Annotated in this window: 1 protein-coding gene; it reads left to right on the plus strand. The window is 60.8% G+C overall.

All coding sequences use genetic code 11. From position 1 onward, the window contains the following. Positions 1 to 278: 2-oxoacid:acceptor oxidoreductase family protein (locus AAEZ05_RS28410; RefSeq protein WP_350649913.1), on the plus strand; the 278-nt coding region annotated here is incomplete at both ends.

Raw genomic sequence — 278 nt, forward strand, 5'->3', positions numbered from 1 at the left:
GCGCAAACCCAAAGCGCTGGCAGCCAAAGCGGATGAATTATGGGCATTGCCCACGCCATCAACCGTTACGCTGGATGAGCCCTACAGCATTCTGGTGACCGGCGTGGGTGGCACCGGCGTGGTGACCATCGGCGCCTTGCTAGGAATGGCAGCGTTTATCGAAGGCAAAGGCACGCTCAATCTGGACATGGCCGGCATGGCGCAAAAAGGCGGCGCGGTGTGGTCGCACATCCGCATTGCCGCGCACCAGGATCAATTGTTCGCACCCCGTATTGCCG

Origin of the sequence: Pseudomonas sp. HY13-MNA-CIBAN-0226 (genome assembly GCF_040310305.1) — a bacterium.
In the GTDB taxonomy this organism is placed as follows: Bacteria; Pseudomonadota; Gammaproteobacteria; order Pseudomonadales; family Pseudomonadaceae; genus Aquipseudomonas; species Aquipseudomonas gregormendelii.